Source organism: Brucella gallinifaecis (assembly GCF_006476605.1).
In the GTDB taxonomy this organism is placed as follows: Bacteria; Pseudomonadota; Alphaproteobacteria; order Rhizobiales; family Rhizobiaceae; genus Brucella; species Brucella gallinifaecis.
In genome coordinates, this window is record NZ_ML636822.1 from 1 (window position 1) to 17,331 (window position 17,331).

The following is a 17,331-nucleotide window of genomic DNA, read 5'->3' on the forward strand; positions in this document are numbered from 1 at the left end:
TGGTGGCGGCATAATCGCGGCGGAAATCCACTTAACGAAACGCCCGAAACTGTTCAGACAAACCGAACCACCTCTGATGTCAATTATCAATGGGGCTTTCCGGCGCTGATCAATGCCAAAACGGAGACGGAATTTGCGCGACAGGTCGCGCTTGCAAGCTTTCCAAATGGCACTGTGATTGAAGATTTCCGACCGCGCACTGCAAGCGAAGATTTTGCCTTCATGCTTGAGCAAAAGCCGGGGGCTTATTTCTTTGTCGGCAATGGTGACAGCGCCGGTCTGCATAGCCCGGACTATAATTTCAACGATGATATCTTACTGCCAGCGGCCCTGTTCTGGGTACGTCTGACCGAAGCTTCTCTCAACTGATACGGAAGTCCATATCATGGCGGATGAATTTCTCTACACCTCTGTACTCGATAGTCGTGCAGTTCCTTTGATTGAAGCGCTCACGATTGAGTATGACACGCGCTATGGCAATTATTTTAGCGACGAGGGTGCGGCAGCGGAAATGAATAAATACCCGCCGGAAGCTTTTGCGCCACCTCATGGCAATTTTCTTCTTCTGCTGCGGGATGGTCAAACCATCGGCGGTGGTGCATTCATGCGCTATGATGATGAGACTGCGGAGTTTAAACGCATTTGGACCCATGCGGATCTGCGTCGGCAGGGACTGGCGAAAAAGGTGCTCCAGGAACTTGAAGCGCAGGCACGGCTTCAGGGTTATAAGCGCGTCTATCTGACCACTGGTTTCAGGCAGCCGGAAGCCAAAGAACTTTATTTGCGTAACGGATATACAGCACTTTTTGATTTGGCTGCTGACCCGGAAATTTACGGCACACTGCCATTTGAAAAGCACATTGCAAATATTCCTGAGTGCGGTTTTGCATCATCTGAAATAGCACAGAAACAGCCAGTTTTTGGCTAGGGTCAGGACCCATTAATTTGATGAAAATGGCATCTGAAATGACAAGATATGCAAGGAGAGACGTGAGGACCGGGGTGGTTCCCCCGGTTGAGCGGCTCGACGAAGCAGATCACCAAGTCATTTCGATGTCCGAAGGATGTGGTCCATCCGCCCGGTCTACTTCGTCGGAAAGTCTTGAAAATGAACCACATTTCCTTCGCCTTTCCTTCTCGTATCCGAACGGATGGCCTCACACCATTCCCGTCAAATTAATGAGTCCTGACCCTAAGTACCAGTTTTTGGCTCAGTAAATGCGTGGCATTTGCGTGGTCGTTGTAGAAAAAACATTCCTCCCATCTTGATTAAATAGACTTATTTGTTTTGTAAACGGGGCAATCTTCTCCGAAAATTGCATCAGGTGACTTCCATGACAGACGCTTTCGCATCTCGTCATAAGTTGAATGACCAATCGGAGCTGCTTTAATCATGGCCATTGCTACAGATTTTGTGGGAGCCGAGCGGGAGGTTAAACCTCGCGTCAGTCCCGGTGATTTTAAACATTACCGCATCGTGCCAGCGCGTTATCCGGCACGTGTCTTAGGTACAATTTTCGCCGCTGGTCTGATCATTGCGGTATTGCAATCTGTTTTCACCAATCCGAAATGGGGATGGTCAGTTTTTGCGCAATGGTTCTTCGCAGAACCCGTTCTTGTTGGGCTGATGCGCACGCTTTGGTTGACCGCTCTTGCAACCGTTCTTGGTTTTGCCTTAGGTACTGCACTGGCTCTGGCCCGCGTTTCACGTTCGCCGCTATTATCGGGCCTGTCATGGGTTTATATCTGGCTGCTGCGTTCCATTCCACTGATCGTTCTGCTGCTGGTGCTTAACAATCTCGGCTATCTCTATGAGACTGTTCGTTTTGGCGTGCCTTATACGGATATTACCTTTGCTGAATATCCGACCGTTCAGATATTAAGCCCTTTCGCAGCGGCACTTCTCGGTCTTAGTCTTAATCAGGCGGCCTTTTCTTCAGAGATTATTCGTGGCGGCATTCTGTCGGTTGATCAGGGGCAGCTTGAAGCAGCGGCGGCTCTTGGCCTGCCGCGTCGCCGTCAGGCATTTCGTATCGTGCTCCCACAAGCCATGCGCACGATTTTGCCAACGGGCTTTAATGAAATCATTGGTCTCGCCAAGGGCACGTCGATGGTCTACGTGCTGGCGCTGCCGGAGCTTTTCTATACGGTGCAGGTCATTTATCGCCGTAATCTTGAAGTCATCCCGCTGCTGATGGTCGCGACCGTCTGGTATCTGATTATCATGACCGTTCTGTCGATCGCGCAATATTACACTGAACGGCATTTCTCACGCGGCGCATTACGCAATCCGCCACCGGCTTTATTCGGGCGTCTGTTCTCCCGATTTGTCCCAAAACAGGCCAAGGCATCTCCTGAAGTTCAGAAAGTTGTAAACCGTGAAAAAGATGCCCAGTTGAGCGAAGCGCTTGCTGTTGGCGGGTTTACCGCCGGACGACGCGGATCAGTCGATATTCATGGTGTATCCAAGAGCTTTGGCGACAATCTCGTTCTTGATAATGTCAGCCTTCACATCAAACCGGGCAGTGTCACTGCCATTCTCGGACCTTCCGGTTCCGGTAAATCGACACTCCTTCGCTCGATAAATCATCTGGAACGCGTCGATGATGGTTTCATTGCGATTGATGACGAATTGCTTGGCTATAGTCAGAGCGGCAACACTCTTTATGAGCTCAAAGAAAAGGATATTTTGAAAAAGCGTGTTGATGTTGGCATGGTGTTTCAGAACTTCAATCTTTTCCCGCATCTTACCGTGTTGGAAAATATTATTGAAGCGCCGATGATCGTGCGTGGTCTCAGCCGCGACGCCGCAACCGCGATTGCAAAGCGTCTTCTCGCCCGGGTTGGCCTGAGTGAAAAGATCAATGCCTATCCGCGTCAGCTTTCCGGTGGGCAGCAGCAGCGCGTTGCCATCGCCCGCACATTGGCTCTTAATCCAAAAGTAATCCTGTTTGATGAGCCAACCTCTGCGCTTGATCCGGAATTGGTGGGCGAAGTGCTTGATGTGATCAAGGAACTTGCCCGCTCTGGCACCACACTGGTGATCGTCACTCACGAAATCGGCTTTGCCCGTGAAGTAGCGGATACAGTCGTGTTCATGGAAGAGGGCCGTATTCTCGAAACAGGCAGACCGGAACAGTTGTTCAACGCAGCCACACATCCAAGAACCCGGGAGTTTCTTGCCAAAGTTCTCTGACGCAAAAACACCATCTCATTCAGCCGCAACTCAGACAGCAGCGATTGCCTTTGCACAGGCAATCGACGGGGACTGTTTGCTTAAGATTCAAATCAATCCCAGGAGTTTTTCAGTGAAACCAGCTCATTACAAAAATGCATTTCTGGGCGGCTTGTTTGCCGCAGGCGTTCTGTTGAGCGCTCCAGCCTTTTCCGCAGAACTCGATTTTAGCCCGGAGCAGCCAAATCGTCTGCGCACGGAAAAGAGTGATGCTGTCATCAATGCCGTGCCGAAAGATTTCATGTTTGTGCAGGACGACAAGTTCGTCGTCGGCATCAATCCATGGGTACCTCCGATCAGCACCTATGCAACTGACGCAAAGACCGTGGTGGCGTTTGATCCTGATCTTATTCAGCTTGTTTCCGACACATTGGGTCGTGAGCTGGTGCTGGTGCCAATTGCATGGGCGGACTGGCCGCTTTCGCTTCAATCCGGCAAGTTTGATGCAGTTATTTCCAATGTGACCGTAACTGAAGAGCGCAAGGAGAAGTTCGATTTCTCGACCTATCGCAAGGATGAGCTTGGCTTTTATGTGAAGGCCGACAGTCCGATTACTTCTTTGAAAGAGCCAAAGGATATTGCGGGCCTCAAAATTATTACCGATCCAGGCACCAATCAGGAAAACATCCTTGTTCAATGGGACAAACAGAATGTCGAAGCAGGACTGAAACCTGTCGAAATTCAGTATTACGATGATGATGCAGTCAAGAGTCTCGCGATTGAATCCGGTCGCGCAGATGCGGTCTTCAGTGTCAATGCAGTGCAGGCTTATGCAGCATCGCAGCATGGCAAAACCAAGCTTGTCGGAACGGTAAGCGGCGGCTGGCCACAGACGGCAGAAGTGGCAATTACCACACGCAAGGGCAGCGGTCTGGCTGATGCACTAACCCTTTCGCTTAATGAACTTATTAAAAATGGCAAGTACCAGCAGGTGCTTGAACGCTGGAGTCTGAGTTCAGAAGCCGTGGATGAGGCCAAAACCAACCCGGCTGGTCTGCCGAAAAGCGGATCGTAAGATCCGCTCATAAAGAGCGAAAATATCAGGAAATCAGGTCATTAACGGAGCTTCAAGCTCAAGGAGATTGGAATATGGCATATATCAGAAAAGCGGGATACTTCACTGCGGGCCTGATTTCTATGGCTGTGCTGACTTCGGGGACAGCGTGGAGCGAAGGTAAGTTTGATCTTAGTCCCGAGCAACCAAACCGTTTGCGCGTAGAAAAGATCGATAAGCGTATCGATGAAGTCAAGGACTTCAAATTCGTCAAGGATGGTGTTCTGACTATCGGTATCAGCACCAGCGGACATTTGCCGCTGCATGATTATGCGTCTGATTCCAAGACGGTTATTGGCTATGATGTTGATCTGGCACAGATTATTGCGGACAGCCTTGGCCGTGATCTTGAACTGGTTTCGGTTGCCTGGGCCGATTGGCCGCTCGGACTTGCTTCCGGTAAATTCGATGCTGTGATTTCCAATGTTACAGTGACGGAAGAGCGTAAGGAAAAGTTCGACTTCTCCACTTATCGCAAGGATGAGCTTGGCTTCTATGTCAAAGCAGACAGTTCGATTAAGGAATTGAAAGAGCCCAAGGATATTGAGGGTCTCAAGATCATTACTGATGCTGGCACCAATCAGGAAAAGGTGTTGCTTGAGTGGGATCGTCAGAATGTTGCAGCCGGTCTGAAACCGATTGAGGTGCAATATTACGACGATGATGCCGTAAAAGATCTCGCAATTCAGAGTGGCCGCGCAGATGCCGTTTTTAGCGTAAATGCGACGCAGGCCTATTCGGCAGGCATTAACGGCAAGACCAAACTTGTTGGCACAGTTAGTGGCGGCTGGCCGATTACCGCTGAAATTGCCGTGACAACACGCAAAGGCAGCGGGCTTGCGCAGCCGCTGACCAATGTTCTCAACGATCTGATTGCAAGTGGCGCCTATACCAAGGTTCTCGAAACATGGAACCTTGGATCAGAAGCTATCACTGAGGCTCAAACAAACCCGCAGGGTCTGCCAAAAAGCGGATCGTAAGGGTTCGGGCTGGCGCATGAGGGGTGCTTGCGCCAGCCCACAATAATTTAACCGTATGGAGAATGGTTTATGAGAGCAAGTGCTCTGGTATTAGCAACATGGGTGGCTGTCGCTGCCTCATCTGTGGATGCGTTATCTGCAGATGATTTTGACTTATCGCCCGAACAGGCCGGACGTATTCACGTCCAGAAAGATGCCGCAGCTATTGCCGCTATTCCCGCTGATTTCAAGTTCGTTACGCCGGGCAAGCTGACTGTGGCAGTTGCACCAGGTGGGCCACCCCTTGCGGCCTATGCAACAGATGCGAAAACAGTTGTCGGGGCTGATCTGGATTATGCGTCGGCAATTGCCGAAAGCCTTGGCCTTGAACTTGAAAGTGTTCCCGTTGCATGGATCGACTGGCCGCTTGGTCTTGCATCTGGCAAATATGACGCGGTGATCTCCAATGTCGGGGTGACAGAAGAGCGTAAAGAGAAGTTTGATTTTTCGACCTATCGGCAAGGTCTGCATGGCTTTTTCGTCAAGGGCGACAGTGGGGTGACGTCCATTAAAGAGCCCAAAGATGCTGCTGGTCTGCGCATCATTGTGGGAGCCGGAACCAATCAGGAGCGCATTCTCGTCAAATGGAGCGAAGAAAATGAGAAGGTCGGGCTAAAGCCGCTTGAACTGCAATATTATGATGATGAAGCAGCCAGCCTTCTGGCGCTGCAGTCGGGCCGTGCCGATGTTATTGTGCAACCTCATGCGCAGCTTGTTTTCATTGCATCGCGTGACGGAAACATCAAACGTGTTGGTACGTTGAGCGCAGGCTGGCCAGACAGATCCGATGTCGCAATTACCACCCGCAAAGACAGCGGTCTGGCTGATCCGTTAACTATTGCCACCAACACTCTGATTAAGAGCGGTGACTACGCCCGTATTCTGGAGCGATGGCATCTGAGTGAAGAAGCTCTGGAGCGTTCGCAAACCAATCCGCCCGGACTGCCAAAATTTAAGTAACTTTCTCTGTGCAGCATATATCGAAGGACATAATGTGCCAAAAACGATTGATTATTTCTTTTCCATCGGATCGCCATGGTCTTACCTTGGGCTTGATACGCTAGAGGAACTGGCAGAGCGGCATGTGGTTGAAATCAAGCCTTATCTCGCAACTGTGATTGAAGAAAACGGTGGCATCTTTTCGCGCAACCGGCCGGAAGTACGGCGCGCTTATGGCACGCAGGATCTTAAGCGCTGGGCGAGATTTCGTGGCAAGCCGCTTTTGCTTGATGAAAGGCCCGCATTGAGTGATCCAACCCCTGCTTCATTCAGTGTTATTGCGGCCTATCTGGATGGCCAGAACTGGCTGCAACTGACCCGCGTTTTGCAAAAAGCTTTCTGGTCGGAAGCGAAAGATATTGGCATTGCAGAGGTCCGCGGTGCTGTTGCGGATGAAGCGGGTTTTGATGGCGCATATCTCATAGAACGTGAAAACAATCACGATGTTCAGGCGAAATGGAAGGCTGATCGCGAACTGGCTGTCGATAATGGCGTATTTGGATTCCCGACCTATATTTACGATAAAGAGACTTACTGGGGTCAGGACAATCTCGGGTTTCTCGCAAGCCATCTGCGTGGAGAAACTTTTTAAATTTAATCGATTGCATTTTTGCAAATCCTTAGCCGTCTAAAAGCAGCCTTACTTCATGAGACACTTATGCTTCGAGTTCGACAAAGACTTCGAATGGCGAGAGTGTCTCATGTGCACATTGGTTTTTGCAGATATATGGCTGAGTGGTAATCGTTCGCCCTCCCACACACACAATGACTGCTGGAACATGCTTCCAAGGCAGTCAGAGGTGCGGCCATCAAATCACAACCGTTCACTTTTCCTGATATGTCAAAGCAATGCCCGGAAACGTTCAAGCACGGCATCACCCATTGCTTGTGTTCCTAAAATCTTGCCATTCGGTATAGCGATGTCTGCGGAGCGCAGGCCTGCTGCGACGGTGTCCTCAACGGCTCGTTCGAGAGCAGAAGCTTCTTTTTCCATATCGAAACTATGCCTCAACATCATTGCTGTAGAGAGAATGGAAGCCAGCGGATTGGCCACATCCTTGCCTGCAATGTCGGGAGCGCAGCCATGTACTGGCTCATAAAGCCCCTTGCTTGAGCTGTCGAAAGATGCCGAAGGCAAAAGGCCAATGGAGCCGCACAGCATTGAGGCTTCATCTGACAAAATGTCGCCAAACAGGTTAGGTGTAAGAATAACGTCAAAATCTTTAGGTGCACGGAGCAAAGACATCGCCGCCGCATCGATGTAAAGATGTGAGAGTTCTATATCTGGATATTCTGCACCCAGTTCTGTTACGACATCACGCCATAGCTCCATCGCTTCAAGAACGTTCGCCTTATCGACGGAGCATAGCTTGCCTTTGCGTTTGCGAGCCGTCTCAAACCCGACGCGAGCAATGTTGCGTATTTCCTGCTCGTTATAATACATCGTATTAATAGCTTCGCGCTGGCCTTGTGTATTGATGCTTTCGCCGCGAGGCACACCGAAATAAATGTCACTGGTCAGTTCACGTAGAATAAGCATATCAAGCCCTTCAACCAACTCACGCTTGAGTGGTGAAGTATCGATGAGCGGTTTCATAGCCTTGATGGGGCGGAAATTCGCAAAAAGTGACAGCTCACGGCGAATGGTAAGCAACGCATCGCCGGGGCGCTTGCCGCGTGGCAAAGTTTCATATTGGAAGCCACCCTCAGCGCCAAACAGGATAGCGTCGGCCTGTTGGCACAATGCGAAGGTTGCGGCAGGAAGAGGATCACCTTCGGCCTCATAGGCACAGCCGCCAATCAGCGCCGTTTCTAGCTCAAATCCAACGCCCTGACTGCGCAGAAATTCAAGGATTTTAACTGATTGCGCTGTTACTTCAGGTCCAATTCCATCACCACCAAGAACTGCGATTTTCATGTAAGTCTCCAATAAATGCCGATTTTTAATTGGCAGATTGTTTGTTTTCGAATTCTGCCAATTGGCTGAGGAGCGAAAGTGTAAGGTCGAGGTCGTCCATTCCACTCAACAGGCTGGCTTTTGAAAAAGCATCAATCTCATAGCGGAAAGTGATGTTTGTCCCGGGAATGCAAATGATCTGTTCGGGGAGATCGATGCTCAATTGCGGTTCAGAGGCTGACTGGAGGCAATCCCGCAATGTTACAACATTTGCTTCGTCAAGAGTAATGGCCAACAAGCCATTCTTGAAGCAGTTGGTTTGGAAATTTTCGCCCAAACTGGGTGCTATAACCACGCGAATACCGTAATCATAAGCCGCGTGAACCGCTTGTTCGCGTGAAGATCCGCAACCAAAATTCCGATCACAAACCAATATCGCTGCGTTGCGGTAGCGCTGGCGAAAAGGCGCAAAAACAGTATTGTCATCCGCGCTCTTATCAGTTGACGGTCGCAGATCATGGAAAAAATAATCGCCGTAATTGATCCGCGGTTTCTGCATGAAACGGCCAGGTAAAATCTGGTCTGTATTGATATCCGTGCCTTCAATAGGGCAGGCGATAGCATTAAGATGTTTAAATGGCTGCATCACACTTCCATTATAAGCTGCGAACATCTGTCAGGCAGCCTGTCACAGCAGCAGCGGCGGCCATTGAAGGGCTCATAATGTGCGTGCGCGATCCTTTGCCCTGCCTCCCGACAAAATTGCGATTTGTAGTAGAGGCAACGCGTTCGCCTGCGCTTGCCATATCGCCATTGATGGCAAGACACATAGAACAGCCCGCATAGCGCCATTCAGCGCCCGCTTGCAAAAAGATGTCGTTTAGACCCTCTTTTTCGGCCTGCTTACGCACCATTGTGGAACCCGGCACAATAATCGTTGGCACTGCAACGCGGCGATTGCGCAGAATGGATGATACAGCCCTGAGATCCTCAATGCGGCCATTGGTGCAGGAGCCTATAAAAACTTTATCAACCGCTGTGCCAGAAATTGGCTGTCCCTCAGAGAGCGCCATATAGTCAAGTGCGTGCTGTATTCTTTCGCGTTCTTCTTTCGGGAAGGAAGCGATATGTGGAATATTCCGGTCAATTGCGATTGTCTCGCCTGGTGTATTCCCCCAAGAAACCATTGGCGAGATTTCCGCCGCATCCAGAATGATCGCTTTATCGAATATCGCATTGGGATCGGATTTCAATGCAAGCCAGGTCGCGGCCCTCTTGTCCCAGTCAGACGATGGGGCGCAGGCACGGCCGCGCAGATAATTCAACGTGATTTCATCAGGTGCGATCAGACCGGCTTTTGCGCCGGCTTCGATTGACATATTGCAGAGCGTCATGCGCCCTTCCATTGAGAGCGCTTTGACGGCAGAACCCGTATATTCGACCACATGCCCACGCGCCCCAGAAACGCCGATGCGGGAAATGATATAAAGTATAACGTCTTTTGCCGTAACGAGGGGTGCCAGTTCTCCATCTATTGTAATGCGCATGTTACGCGGTTTGCGCTGCCAGACACTTTGCGTTGCCAGCACATGGGTGACTTCTGTGGAGCCAATTCCAAGACCAAAGGCGCCAAAAGCGCCATGGGTTGCCGTGTGGCTATCACCACAGGCGATCGTCATTCCCGGCAGACTTAATCCCAGTTCAGGACCAAAGACATGAACGATACCCTGACGGGGATCATCGAGATTGAAGATACTGAACTGCATTTTGCTGGCGACATCTTCGAGTGCCGTAACCATTTCGCGTTGTTCGGCGTCGGCCAGACTTGCTATGTCGCGTGTATTCGTTGGTGCGTAATGATCAGGGCTGGCAAAGGTGAGATCGGGTCGCCGCACTTTCAGTCCACGCTTTTCGAGTTCTTCGAGTGTACCACGTGGCATATCATCACCAATGTAATGGCGATCAATATAGAGTAAAGTCTGGCCGTCCCGCTCAATAACGGAATGACGATCCCAGATATTATCGAAAAGTGTTTTGAAGGTCTGCATATCGACGCCGCGCTACAAAGAAAACATTGTCAATATAGCGAAGTGAAATAGCAGCGTTAAATCGTAGATGGGTAGGGTTGCTACGTCAAAAAGAATTGCCGAAATTTACGACATTGTGTTTCAGCATGGCACATTGACTCCTTCAGCGGTTGAATACTTACTCATTTTTGACCCCCGCTAGATTTCACTCGAGGATCTGACTTTTAATCAGCGGATGGAGTAGGGAGTTGAAAAGAGTGAATATAATTGCTCGAGCCCGGTGTGCCTTCCATATTCAAGGCTGGTGGGTAAAGAAGATCACCAGAGAGCTTCATGTTTCTCGTAATAGGGTTCGCAAGATACTGCGATCTGATGTGACGGAGTTTTCTTATAAAAGTCAACATCAGCTCTTTTCTAGGATGGAGCTTGGAAAAGTATCCGCTGGCATAGCCGCCGTTTGACTGTGGGCCAACGGTGTTGGAGACCAACAGACAGATATAACGCTCCAGAGTTTGCCGCTTGTGACATGTTGTATGCATTGTCTATTGTGACTGTCGTATCGCTGTTGCGTCGATTTTGATCATTCAAGCTCTGTATATGTTAAAGATCGGTTATCTCGATCGCTCTTATTGGGGGACGGAAGACTACTACGGCAAGAAGCTGTTCAGCCGCGATCAATACGAGGTAATGGTCGACCGCCTTGCTCGCTTATCAGGCCGGTTCATTCTGTTGATCAATGATGTGCCGGAAATACGCTCGATCTTTTCTGTGTTCAGAATTGAGAGCGTGGCGCTGACCTATACGGCAGGCGGCGGTAAGGGGAAGCAGGTCAAGGAAGTCATCATATCCAATTGATGAGGTATTGTGCGATGAACATCGAATCGACTTATGACTATTCGCATTGGGCAGCTTACGGCTGTTCATTGCCCTTGAAACATATTGGGAATACCGATGTGAAGCACGATCTCGACCTTGTTCGGAAAATCATGATCCAGTTGCGCGAAAAGGAAAACTTGAAACCTGCTCCCGTTTTTGTCGAAGACTACGAGCCGGTTCTCGTAGTGCGGCATGTCATGCGCTTACATGATGCGGGATTGGTGGAGGGGAACGTTAGTAAAACGATAGGACCAGAAGCGCCGTTGGTGTTTGCGACAGACCTTTCCCTTGAGGGGCATAATTTTGTTGCCGCGTTAGAAATAAAGCCGGTCTGGAAGCAATTGAAAGAGAAGCTGACGATGGAAGAACTTGCCAGCCTGTCAATGAAAAAGCTGAGTGAGCTTGCCGGAGATTTAGCTTTGCAGTTGGAAAAACGGAAACTTGGCTCGGTGTTCGCGGTTTTATCTTTTTGTCCAGAAGCTGCCGCAGCGCTACACAATGGGGGGAATCAAAGCGAGTTGCATTTGATTCCCCCACGGTTCCGCCGATAACACAAGACGGAATAAACTAACTCAACAGCGACTAAAGCATTAATTTCTTTATGAAAAATGGTGCCGCTTATAGGATTCGAACCTACGACCCCATCATTACGAATGATGTGCTCTACCAACTGAGCTAAAGCGGCACTAAAAAATCATCTTTTATTTTATTGACGATTATTTAAGTACGTATGGGCTGATAACCAAAAGCATAAAAAGATGCAAGATCCAAATTGTATATTCCGTGTGTTCATCTTAGGTCATTTCATGGGTGCGCATTAGAAGGTGTTGGGCTATCTCTTCAATTATGAAGGGCTTCTGTTAGATAAGCTGACAGGAGACTCAGATTTATAGCAGCGAAAATTTACAGAAAAGTTCAATAGCGAAGCCGTTCATATTTCAACGACGAATGCGTGCAGTGTTTCATCAGTTGCTTGCTATCTCGGGATTGGAAAATCAACACTTGACCGCTGGTGGCACAATTTGGCTAAGAAGGATTTTCTTTCATCGACACGGAAAAATCTCATGTTTATGTTGCAGTTGTGTGCTTTTGCAGGTGTCTGCGTCAGCGGTTATTTACATGAAAGCATCATTTTATCAGCTGTCGCTAGCTTAATGAGATGATTATTTTAGGTGTTTAGTCCCATCATATCATGGTTTGGTTTTCGATAGAATAGCTCTGTTTTTTTGTCACTGATCTGCCGGATTGCTTCGAAAGGCGTTTTAAAGCGCAACGCTTTGAGCTGTTTGGCATAATTATATGCGAGCAGCCAATCTCTGACATGATAATGCCTGACGGGCTTGGCGTTAGCGGATTTATCTTTTTGTCCAGAAGCTGCCGCCGCGCCACAGGACCGCGTTATGGGACGATCCGGCTCACAACCGCACTTCAGCGCACTATGTGGGGGGCTGTTTGTTTTCAACGGGATTGGTCTGCCCCCATTGGGTGATCCGGGTTTACTGTTAGTGCATGCTGGGTCGACTTTCCACTGCTGGTGTTGACGCTGGTCCATTTTGTTTAGGCCAGACGACTGCTTCGGGTGCCGGTGGCTTGTAGCCCAGTGATGAATGGGGCCGCACTGTGTTGTAATGCTGCCACCAGTTTTCGATGATGATCTTCGCCTCCTTGAGCGTGTAGAAGATTTCGCCGTTGAGCAGTTCGTCACGGAGTTTCGAGTTGAAGCTCTCGCAATAGCCGTTTTCCCATGGACTGCCCGGCATGATGCAGGCGGTCTTGGCACCGACCGCTGCGATCCACTCCCGGAGTGCTTTGGCGATGAACTCCAGGCCGTTATCAGAACGAATATGGGTAGGGGTACCGCGCAGGATGAAGAGATCGGAAAGCACATCGATAACATCGACTGCCTTCAGCTTTCTCTCGACCCTGATAGCGATGCATTCCCGCGTGAACTCATCGATCACGTTGAGCATGCGGATTTTCCTGCCGTTATGCGTGCGATCCTCGACGAAGTCGTACGACTATACATGGTTGGGATATTCCGGTCGAAGCCGGATGCACGAACTGTCGTTCAACCACAGTCGGCTGCGTTTCGGTTGCTTGTGAGGCACTTTTAGCCCCTCCCGTCGCCAGATGCGCTCGACCCATTTGACGTTCACGATCCAGCCAGCCTGATGCAACATCGCCGTTATACGACGATAGCCATAGCGGCCATACTGGAGAGCGAGTGCCGTGATGTCTGCGGTCAACGCCGCTTCATCATCCGGGATCTTGGCGATCTTGCGCTGAGTGGAACGATGCTGGCCGAGAACCCGGCACGCCCGTCTCTCGGACACCTTCAGCTCATCGATCACATGGTCCACGCAAGCGCGGCGACGGACGGGGCTCAGAAGTTTCCCTTGGCGGCCTCCGCTAAAATCATCTTGTCCAGGGTGAGGTCGGAAACGGCGCGCCAGAGCCGGGCATTCTCCGCTTCCAGTTCCTTCAGGCGCTTCACCTGATCGCCCTTCAAGCCGCCGTATTCCGACCGCCACCGGTAGTATGTAACTTCCGTCACGCCTATCGACCGGATCGCTTCCAGCATCGATTTTCCCTGCGCATACAAAACGTCAACCTGACGAAGCTTCGTGACGATCTCTTCTGCCGTGTGTCTTTTCCCTGCCATTTCAATGTCCTTCTAAGGCTCATAAGCCATACTTTATGAAGGACCACTTTTCAGGGGGCAGACCAGTGCCACAGATTCGCACGATCTTCTCCGCCTTCCAGATCGATGAGGTATCGCTGACCTACACGGCAGGCGGCGGCAAGGGGAAATCGGTTCGGGAAGTGATAATCAGCAATTGAGAATGAGGGGAAGGGCGTTAGCGATTTTATCTTTTTGTCCAGAAGCTAACGCCTATCTGTCCAGAAGCTGCCGCCGCGCCACACGTAGGGAATGCGATAAGCAGTAAGTTTGATTCTCACTGCCTATTTGCTGCTTACTGGAATCAAGGAACTCCACAATAGTCTTTAAGCTATTGATTTTGTTGGTGAGCGCGCAGGGATTCGAACCCTGGACCTACTGATTAAAAGTCAGTTGCTCTACCGGCTGAGCTACGCGCTCCTATGTAAGATCTTCCACATTAAGAGGTGACGCGATACATAAGGATGACTTTTAGATTGGTCAACACCAGAAAGTTAAGTTTCTCCAATATAAATTCAAAAAATAGATATATTCCTAGAAATTTTGCATCATTCGTTGCACATGTGGGAACTGGAAGCTAGGGTTATGATTTTTTTCAGAGTTAAATTGAATTTGTGGTAGCCACGCAGAGAATCGCACCGCCGAAAGATATTTTCCCAGAATACTGCACTTACAAGACGCCTCACTGATTAAAGAGAGTGGACTGCCTGCTGCCAATTTTGTGGGCACTAAATTAAGGTGTTTTCAATAAAGCTGAAGTATAAGAATGCAGCGAAGAAAGTTCAGTCGCGAGAACAAGCATAAAACGATGAATTTGCTGCGAATAATCATCATTGCTGAAACGGTGATTGTAACGATTCGCATCGCCACTCAGACGCTCTTTAGCTGATGTGATGGTTGACTGGGACCATTAAATGAATATGGCATTCGTAGAATGCATCCGGGTTGCCGGTTACAATACTGCTATAAGTGTTCACTTGGCCATTGCGATGATAGTGATTCCCCGGGAATTTCGGTTAATTGACCGGCAAGTTCTCATAATGCGTATCGGTGTTGCCAAATTGTTTGATGTATGTTGCAAGAAGCCATTGTGCTTTTTCTCATGCGATCATTTGAGCAGTGTAGTCACGCCATAATGCAAAAGCATCGATATGTGCATAGCGGTAGGATTGAGCTGTGAGTTTATAACGACGAGGGCGAAAACCAAATTATCTGGTCGTGAACGGCAAAGAAGCTTTGCGTAAGCCGCGCTGATTTGCCCTGATTTCAACGTTTTGAAGAAGGTTTCCACCATTGCATTGAAGGTCCTATATTCGTCAAGCTGCGATTTCGACATTTTTAGTCACACAAAGGTGTTTGAATATTTCCCGAACTATATAGCGTTTCAGGCATCAGATAATCTTGCTTTTGCGCTTGCCATCTTTCATGCGTTTTTTGACATAGCCAAGGGTCGGCGCAGGGTTACGCATTCTGACAATGGCAACGCAATAGAGAGCTGTATTGGTTTGCCGGTTGCCACTGCGGTTCAGACGAAAGCGCTTGGTTTTGCTATAGGATGCCGGGATTGGACAAACGCCGCACAGTTTTGCCAATGTAATTTCTGATCTGCGTGGGATCGTCTCCTACAAGAACGAACATTTCTGCAACCGTCCTTGTGGCTTTACCGCATGATGCTGATAGCTCCGTGCGCATGTAGCGATCAGGTACTCAAGTTCTTCATCATGGCATAGGATTTCTTCGTAGAATGAGAGCCATCGTCGGGCTAGTGCACGCAACGCGGTCTTTACCGATGCTGTCGTGGATGTGATCTTGCCGGGCCGGAAGGCCGCAATATAACGTATCAGAGAAACCTTACCCTTGATTTGATCTAGGCTTTCTCGAAGTTCCGCCGGCGCATTGATTATAAGGGTTTTGAGGGTCAGCATAGCCTGTGATCGGCTTTTATATATAGTGCCGCGTGCGACCTTCAGAGGTCAAACTATCTCCCAGAAGCCTGCCTGAGTTTCAGGTTCAGCTGTTGCTTGGTCGCTGAGAACAGAACGGCCGTACCTTCGGCGTCCAGACTGACGGGCTTTACGTGACTATACCTTAATTGGCAATGTCTGTTCACATCCTCGTGCGGGCCGACAAGAAGATCCTGCTCCTCGAAAATCTGCCGCCAACGACCCAGTGTCGATTTCCCAATCCCCAGATCAGCCGCAACCGACGAAACCCCGCGACCGCTCGTCGTCAGAATGCGAACCGCCTCCCGTTTGAATTCTTCTGTAAATTCTCGCTGCTTCAACTCTATTCACCCACCAGTTATATCTAGCAGACGCCCTTGTCTTATGAATTTTTGCCGAGGCTATAATAACATGCCAGTGGCGATAAGGGCTGGATTGAAGAAGACCTGGTTTAAAGAACCGAAATGGAGTGTGATCACCCTTATCTTTTCAACTGTCCTGAACGGATACTCCACTTTCAAAGGGGAAGTCCACTCTTGGTAAATCTGGATTAGCGTCAGCCGTTCACGAGAGGATTTGCCTTCGCTTAAAGTCTAGAAGCGCTCGATCTCACCCTTCCAAGCTCCGGCCTTCGGCAGTAATTGGCGTTCTCGTTCATAGGAAAAACCCGTTTCATCGGGTCGCAGTATCTTGCGGACCGTGTTGTGGGACACATGCAGCTTCCCGACAATCCTCCTCGCCGACCAGCCCGTCACATGGAAGGCTCTACGAACACGCGCAATCGTATCCACCTGCTTCAATTCCTTCTCCATCCGTCACCAAAAGACGGATGGTCGGACGAAGCTGCTCGGGGGCAAAGTTGGACGCGAAACACAGACATCACAACCATCATAAGTCCGGCTAGAATGTTCAGGAGCCAATTATCTATTCTTAATAATAAATTGGGAGCTAATTTGCTCTATTGACTGCCGTTTATAAAAATACGAATATATAATACGTAATATTAAATTTAAAATTATATATAATATTAATAATAAGTGTTTGATAATTTAAGTTTATATAACAAATATAGGTCTTCTTAATGTGTTGTATATTATAATTATTTAAATTATTATTATATATTTGCAAATTTATATTATTATAATTTGTTATATATGAAATGGGTTTCGAAGTCGGTCTAAATAGCTATTTGAAATGTTTGCTTTTTAAAAGCGCTTAAAAATTGGGGGGAACTGTGGGATATCTTATCATTGCGCACACACCTTTAGCTCCTAATCAGTTGCAGTTCAAATGTCTTTCTGGTGAAGAAAATATGGCCGGATTGTTCGAATTTGACGTAGAACTATTGAGCCCAGAGAACAGCCTCGATCTTAAATCTCTATTGGGGCAAAAAATTACGCTGGAGATGCGAGCTAATCCGCAAGCACCGCGTTATCTTAATGGCAACATCACACGCATGACCTTGCACGGTAGGGAGGTTGGAGGAAACCGAAACTATATCTACCGCGCTACATTGCGGCCCACACAGAGGTGGTTCGGTTTGTCTGAACAGTTTCGGGCGTTTCGTTAAGTGGATTTCCGCCGCGATTATGCCGCCACCA

General features: G+C 49.0%; 14 protein-coding genes, 2 tRNA genes and 6 pseudogenes. 11 read left to right on the forward strand and 11 right to left on the reverse strand.

Going from position 1 to position 17,331, the window contains the following annotated elements:
- From FHY56_RS17150 to FHY56_RS17180, 7 genes are all read left to right on the forward strand, one after another.
- Positions 1 to 369 (forward strand): M20/M25/M40 family metallo-hydrolase (locus FHY56_RS17150; RefSeq protein ID WP_235889537.1); only part of this gene is annotated, 369 nt, incomplete at its 5' end.
- 16 nt (positions 370 to 385) lie between these two features.
- Complete coding sequence (locus FHY56_RS17155) at positions 386 to 928, forward strand: GNAT family N-acetyltransferase (RefSeq protein ID WP_140906347.1); 543 nt, start codon at positions 386 to 388, stop codon at positions 926 to 928.
- Positions 929 to 1,393: 465 nt separating this feature from the next.
- A complete protein-coding gene (locus FHY56_RS18320; protein WP_140906348.1) occupies positions 1,394 to 3,196 on the forward strand; it encodes an amino acid ABC transporter permease/ATP-binding protein in 1,803 nt (600 codons plus the stop codon).
- A gap of 112 nt (positions 3,197 to 3,308) precedes the next feature.
- Entirely contained in the window at positions 3,309 to 4,250 is a 942-nt protein-coding gene (locus FHY56_RS17165; protein ID WP_140906349.1) for an ABC transporter substrate-binding protein, read from the forward strand.
- Between the two features lie 74 nt (positions 4,251 to 4,324).
- Positions 4,325 to 5,269 carry an ABC transporter substrate-binding protein gene (locus FHY56_RS17170; RefSeq protein WP_140906350.1) on the forward strand — a complete coding sequence of 315 codons (945 nt, stop codon included), beginning with the start codon at positions 4,325 to 4,327 and terminating at the stop codon, positions 5,267 to 5,269.
- A gap of 69 nt (positions 5,270 to 5,338) precedes the next feature.
- The gene (locus FHY56_RS17175; protein WP_140906351.1) at positions 5,339 to 6,268 is read left to right on the forward strand and encodes an ABC transporter substrate-binding protein; all 930 of its coding nucleotides are present in this window, start codon (positions 5,339 to 5,341) and stop codon (positions 6,266 to 6,268) included.
- 34 nt (positions 6,269 to 6,302) lie between these two features.
- Entirely contained in the window at positions 6,303 to 6,899 is a 597-nt protein-coding gene (locus FHY56_RS17180; protein ID WP_140906352.1) for a 2-hydroxychromene-2-carboxylate isomerase, read from the forward strand.
- Between the two features lie 249 nt (positions 6,900 to 7,148).
- On the opposite strand, the gene leuB is transcribed toward FHY56_RS17180, so the two are convergent.
- The 3 genes from leuB to leuC are packed head-to-tail and all read right to left on the reverse strand — an operon-like array spanning position 7,149 to position 10,252.
- On the reverse strand, positions 7,149 to 8,225 hold the full coding sequence (gene leuB, locus FHY56_RS17185; protein ID WP_140906353.1) for a 3-isopropylmalate dehydrogenase: 1,077 nt from the start codon (positions 8,223 to 8,225) through the stop codon (positions 7,149 to 7,151).
- A gap of 25 nt (positions 8,226 to 8,250) precedes the next feature.
- A complete protein-coding gene (leuD, locus tag FHY56_RS17190; RefSeq protein WP_158447785.1) occupies positions 8,251 to 8,850 on the reverse strand; it encodes a 3-isopropylmalate dehydratase small subunit in 600 nt (199 codons plus the stop codon).
- Between the two features lie 10 nt (positions 8,851 to 8,860).
- Entirely contained in the window at positions 8,861 to 10,252 is a 1,392-nt protein-coding gene (leuC, locus tag FHY56_RS17195; protein WP_140906355.1) for a 3-isopropylmalate dehydratase large subunit, read from the reverse strand.
- 576 nt (positions 10,253 to 10,828) lie between these two features.
- Between leuC and FHY56_RS17205 the strand changes: the two genes are divergently transcribed.
- On the forward strand, positions 10,829 to 11,086 hold the full coding sequence (locus FHY56_RS17205) for a hypothetical protein (protein WP_235889538.1): 258 nt from the start codon (positions 10,829 to 10,831) through the stop codon (positions 11,084 to 11,086).
- A 14-nt stretch (positions 11,087 to 11,100) separates the two neighbouring features.
- The gene (locus FHY56_RS17210) at positions 11,101 to 11,658 is read left to right on the forward strand and encodes a DUF2513 domain-containing protein (protein ID WP_158447786.1); all 558 of its coding nucleotides are present in this window, start codon (positions 11,101 to 11,103) and stop codon (positions 11,656 to 11,658) included.
- Between the two features lie 58 nt (positions 11,659 to 11,716).
- Here the strand turns inward: FHY56_RS17210 and FHY56_RS17215 are convergent.
- Positions 11,717 to 11,792 (reverse strand) — tRNA-Thr (locus FHY56_RS17215).
- A gap of 208 nt (positions 11,793 to 12,000) precedes the next feature.
- Between FHY56_RS17215 and FHY56_RS18420 the strand changes: the two are divergent.
- A pseudogene (locus tag FHY56_RS18420) lies at positions 12,001 to 12,222 on the forward strand (hypothetical protein); the annotation flags it as partial.
- A gap of 53 nt (positions 12,223 to 12,275) precedes the next feature.
- On the opposite strand, the pseudogene FHY56_RS18245 reads toward FHY56_RS18420, so the two are convergent.
- The 7 genes and pseudogenes from FHY56_RS18245 to FHY56_RS17250 all read right to left on the reverse strand — a co-directional run.
- Positions 12,276 to 12,431, reverse strand: a pseudogene (locus FHY56_RS18245) (IS481 family transposase); the annotation flags it as partial.
- A 178-nt stretch (positions 12,432 to 12,609) separates the two neighbouring features.
- Positions 12,610 to 13,769, reverse strand: a pseudogene (locus FHY56_RS17220) (IS3 family transposase).
- Between the two features lie 362 nt (positions 13,770 to 14,131).
- Positions 14,132 to 14,207, reverse strand: a tRNA-Lys gene (locus FHY56_RS17230).
- A gap of 397 nt (positions 14,208 to 14,604) precedes the next feature.
- A pseudogene (locus FHY56_RS17960) lies at positions 14,605 to 14,833 on the reverse strand (catalase); the annotation flags it as partial.
- Between the two features lie 54 nt (positions 14,834 to 14,887).
- Positions 14,888 to 15,044 (reverse strand): annotated as a pseudogene (locus FHY56_RS18425) (IS6 family transposase); the annotation flags it as partial.
- A gap of 134 nt (positions 15,045 to 15,178) precedes the next feature.
- A complete protein-coding gene (locus FHY56_RS17245) occupies positions 15,179 to 15,379 on the reverse strand; it encodes a transposase (RefSeq protein ID WP_158447787.1) in 201 nt (66 codons plus the stop codon).
- Between the two features lie 509 nt (positions 15,380 to 15,888).
- Positions 15,889 to 16,077 (reverse strand): annotated as a pseudogene (locus FHY56_RS17250) (transposase); the annotation flags it as partial.
- Between the two features lie 965 nt (positions 16,078 to 17,042).
- On the opposite strand from FHY56_RS17250, the gene FHY56_RS18430 reads away from it, so the two are divergent.
- A complete protein-coding gene (locus FHY56_RS18430; protein WP_407920999.1) occupies positions 17,043 to 17,300 on the forward strand; it encodes a contractile injection system protein, VgrG/Pvc8 family in 258 nt (85 codons plus the stop codon).
- The last annotated feature ends 31 nt before the right edge of the window (positions 17,301 to 17,331 follow it).